Source organism: Ruegeria sp. BHSB058, from assembly GCF_059613285.1.
The window spans coordinates 1-4,221 of sequence record NZ_JBXWSF010000143.1; the positions used below are offsets into that span (position 1 = coordinate 1).

The 4,221-nt window shown below is 57.5% G+C and carries 4 protein-coding genes; all 4 read left to right on the top strand.

Going from position 1 to position 4,221, the window contains the following annotated elements; all coding sequences use genetic code 11:
- Nucleotides 1–885 (top strand): plasmid partitioning protein RepA (repA, locus tag AC2FNB_RS20505; protein ID WP_496748616.1); only part of this gene is annotated, 885 nt, incomplete at its 5' end.
- Nucleotides 869–1,798 carry a plasmid partitioning protein RepB gene (gene repB / locus AC2FNB_RS20510; protein ID WP_274830507.1) on the top strand — a complete coding sequence of 310 codons (930 nt, stop codon included), beginning with the start codon at nucleotides 869–871 and terminating at the stop codon, nucleotides 1,796–1,798. The genes repA and repB, both read left to right, overlap by 17 nt.
- Before the next feature lie 213 nt (nucleotides 1,799–2,011).
- On the top strand, nucleotides 2,012–3,223 hold the full coding sequence (gene repC / locus AC2FNB_RS20515) for a plasmid replication protein RepC (protein ID WP_274830508.1): 1,212 nt from the start codon (nucleotides 2,012–2,014) through the stop codon (nucleotides 3,221–3,223).
- A 180-nt stretch (nucleotides 3,224–3,403) separates the two neighbouring features.
- On the top strand, nucleotides 3,404–4,221 hold an 818-nt coding region (locus AC2FNB_RS20520; RefSeq protein WP_496748617.1), incomplete at its 3' end, for a ParB/RepB/Spo0J family partition protein.

Consider the following 4,221-nt stretch of genomic DNA (forward strand, 5'->3'; position numbering starts at 1 on the left):
CCTGGACGTCGCGACGGTGACGAGCTTCAAGTCGTTTCAGTGGTGAACTTCAAGGGCGGGTCAGGCAAAACGACGACGTCTGCTCACCTGGCTCAACGCTTGGCGCTTAAGGGGTACAGGGTTCTTGCGATCGATCTCGACCCCCAAGCATCCCTTTCAGCTCTTCATGGAATCCAGCCGGAACTCGACCTTATGGAGGGCGGAACCCTCTATGATGCCGTTCGCTACGACGATCCGGTTCCGATCGGCGAAGTGATCCGAAAAACCTACATCCGTGGCCTTGATCTCATCCCGGGCAACCTTGAACTCATGGAGTTCGAGCACGAGACGCCTGCTGCTATCCAGCGAGGAGGAGCGAAGGCGTTCTTTGCGAGAGTTCATGACGCTCTCGATAGTGTTGAAGCAAACTACGACGTTGTTGTGATCGACTGCCCGCCGCAGCTTGGTTTCTTGACGATGTCAGCACTTTCCGCATCCTCGGGTGTCCTCGTGACGGTTCACCCGCAGATGCTTGACCTCATGTCGATGTCCCAATTCCTGCGAATGACTGCGGATCTCCTGGGCGTGATCAGGGATGCAGGCGCAAATCTGCGCTTCGATTGGCTGCGCTTTTTGCCAACGCGATACAAAGTCGGCGACGCGCCACAAACCGAAGTCATCGCTTTCATTCGCGGGCTGTTTGGGAGGTCGGTCCTGACCAATCACATGGTTGAATCGACCGCAATTTCTGATGCCGGCTTGACCAAGCAAACGCTCTACGAAGCTGACAAAAAGGACTTCACGCGTCAGACGTTTGATCGTGCGATCGAATCCATGAACGCAGTCAACGATGAGATCGCTGAAATCATCCAGAACACATGGGGGCGGAATGGCAAGAAAGCCTAAACTTGGTTTGCCGCTGCAGACCCTTCGCAACGCTCCTGACGCACTTGAAGGGCGCCGACTGCGTGGCGGTGTATTTGAGATCGATCCGGCGCAGATTGTTACCGAAGGACGGTTGGATGACAGGCTTCAGATTGAAGTTGAGGGCCTGAAGAACTCTATTTCCAAGAACGGTCAGCGTGTGCCTGTCTTGGTCCGCCCACTGGAAGGCGATCGCTACAACCTGATCTATGGCCGCAGACGCCTGGAAGCATGTCGCGAACTCGGTATCAAAGTTCGAGCCATCGTCACAGAGGTTGAAGGTGATCAAGCGCTTCGAGATCAGCTTCTCGAGAACCAAGAGCGTCGTGATCTGAGCTTTATTGAGCGTGCGCTCGTTGCGACGGCACTTCTGGACGGTGATCATTTGGAAGGGGCTGAGCGCACCAATCGAGGTGTCGCCGAAGTCCTTAACCTCCACGAAGCTGGGGTTTCACAACTCTTGAGTGTCGTTCGGACGGTCGGCGAGGAACTCATCCAGGCAATTGGTGCGGCTCCCGGGATTGGTCGCCCGAGATGGGAAGAGCTCAAAAAGGCTTTGGGTGCCTACGACGGTGATCGAGACCAACTGCAAGCCGTAGCTCATGCAGCCAAGTCCGAAAGTTCCGGCTCGGTCGATGAGGTTTCTGAGCGTGCGTTTCTCGCAGTTCTGGCAGCTGCGAAGAGCGCAGAGAAGAAAGCAAGCCCGTCTAGAAAAGGCGTGCCTGCTTTGGCGATCCCCGGTGTCGGAGCTGCGACGGTCAAGACCGGCCGCCAAGGCAAGCAGCTAAAACTCGATCTTACTACGGATGAACCTGAATTTATCAGCTGGTTGGAGGGCAATGCCCCAAAGCTGATTACCGAGCTTCATGAGCGCTGGAAGCGTTCAGGAGACTGAGGAAGAGCAACCAACAAGAAGGAGGCACGATACAGGCAAAAAGAAAAAGGCCCCGAGAAGCTAGCTTCACGAGACCTTTGTAAGGTTTCGCACCGGGATCAGCCCGCTACAAAATCTCAGTTTTCGCACCTCTGAATGTAGCGTTCTGGCCCCTACCCCGCAAGCGCAAAGCGATTCGCGGGCCCTAGAATTTTTGTCTTCGTGAACATTTTCATGGAGTACACACCAATTTCGCCGTTTATGCGGCCGATTTCGCACGCCCATCTGCGCGTGATAGAGCGACCCGAGGCATCTGTTCCGGGCAGACCCGTCAACAAGTGGGAACTCCTGCGCGAGCTCTCCAAGGCGCAAGCGGCCTTTGGCGTGTCAGAACGAGATTTGACTGTTTTGCAGGGGCTCCTCAGCTTCTTTCCAGACGATGCACTTGGCGGGAATGCCGAGATGGTAGTCTTCCCCTCGAACAAGGCGATCTGTGAGCGCCTGAATGGTATGCCCTGCTCCACGATGCGCCGTCACCTCGCGCGTCTCGTCGAGGCTGGTTTGCTCCAGCGGCGTGATAGCCCCAATGGAAAGCGCTACGTCCGCAAGCACGGCGAAGAGCGCGTCGCCTTCGGCTTCGATCTTTCCCCGCTCTACTGCCAGTCCGAGGAGATAGCACGGGCCGCAGAGGCCGTACGTGAGGCTGAGGAGCGCGTCAGGCGTCTGAGAGAGGTCGTAAGCCTCATGCGGCGTGATCTCGCGGCCCTCGCAGAGTTCGGAGACGAGATGCAGCCTGGCCTTGGCCTCTGGGATCAGCTTCGTGACACTGCCGCCCTCACAGCGCGTGCGCTTCGCCGCAAGCTTTCAATTGAGGACCTCGCGGCCTATCGAGCCGATCTTGAAGCTCTCCTCGACCAGGCACGCAACATCATCGATGGTCCTGAAACAGAAGAAATGAACACCAATGATGCCCGATCTGAGCGTCACCATCATAATTCAAATAAAGAATCTATAGATCTTGAACCTGCTTTAGAAAAAAGCGGGGCGGCGGCCGACGTACCAGATGTGAACACGGATGAGCCTGTTGCTGACGTCGATGAACGGGACACAACACTCCTGCCAAAGATCCCGCTGCACCTAGTGATCGCGGCATGTCCCTCGCTCAAGACCTTCTACCAAGGCGAAATCCGGCATTGGCATCAGCTTTTTGACGCGGCATGCCATGTGCGGCCAGCTATGGGGATCAGTGCGTCTGCATGGGAAGAAGCTCAGCGGTTCATGGGTCAGGAACAAGCGTCGATCGTCGTTGCTGCCATGCTGGAACGCTTTGAGGACATCAGATCGCCTGGTGGATACTTGCGAGCTCTGACTGCCAAAGCTGCGGCCGGTGAGTTTTCCTGTGGGCCGATGGTCATGGCATTGATTGGGCGACGATCTGCAGCTTAACAGCTGTTAAGGTTGAGAGACTGCGTACTGTTCCGCCACCTCTGAACTGACGACTTAACAGCTGTTAAGGTCCTGTCTCGGGAGCGTCAGAATAAGAGAGGGAAAGGTTTGTTGGTTTGAGGGATGACGGGAAGTGAGATCGGGAGAGTGGCTTCCGGCGCCCGTCGCGGAGAAGATCTGATGGCGAAATCTGCCCAGAAAGTCACCCTGTCCCCGTCCCGGGACATTCCCTTCGACAAACTCATGCTGAGCCAGTCCAACGTCCGGCGCATCAAGGCCGGCATCTCCATCGAGGAACTGGCCGAAGACATCGCCCGCCGCGGGTTGCTGCAGAGCCTGAGCGTTCGACCCGTTCTGGCGGATGATGGTTCCGAGACCGGCAAGTTCGAAATCCCCGCTGGCGGTCGGCGCTTCCAGGCCCTGTCTCTCCTGGTGAAGCAGAAACGCTTGGCCAAGACCACGCCCATTCCCTGCATCGTGCGGGATGCCACTTCCGCGATCCTCGCCGAAGACGACTCGCTCGCTGAGAACATGCAGCGCGCAGCCCTGCATCCGCTCGACCAGTTCCGCGCCTTCGTGGCGCTTCGGGAGAAGGGTCAAGGCGATGAAGAGATCGCAGCCGCCTTCTTCGTCACGCCGCAGGTGGTGAAACAGCGCCTGAAACTCGCCGCCGTGGCCCCTGCCCTGCTCGAACTTTATGCCGAGGATGAAATGACGCTGGAGCAGCTGATGGCCTTCACCGTCAATCCGGATCACGAGCGTCAGGTTCAGGTCTGGGAGGCGATCCGGTCGTCGTGGAACAAGGAACCCTATCAGATCCGGCGGATGCTGACGGAAACCTCGGTGCGCGCCTCTGACCGTCGTGCCGTCTTTGTCGGCATCGAGGCGTACGAGATGGCTGGCGGCACCATGTTGCACGACCTTTTCCAGGGTGACGACGGCGGTTGGCTGGAAGACCCTGCCTTGCTTGATCGCCTGGTCAGCGAGAAGCTTCAGGC

Bases quoted from the DNA above. Each gene is read 5' to 3' on its own strand.
- repB (WP_274830507.1), top strand. From the start codon at position 869: ATGGCAAGAAAGCCTAAACTTGGTTTGCCGCTGCAGACCCTTCGCAAC.
- repC (WP_274830508.1), top strand. From the start codon at position 2,012: ATGGAGTACACACCAATTTCGCCGTTTATGCGGCCGATTTCGCACGCC.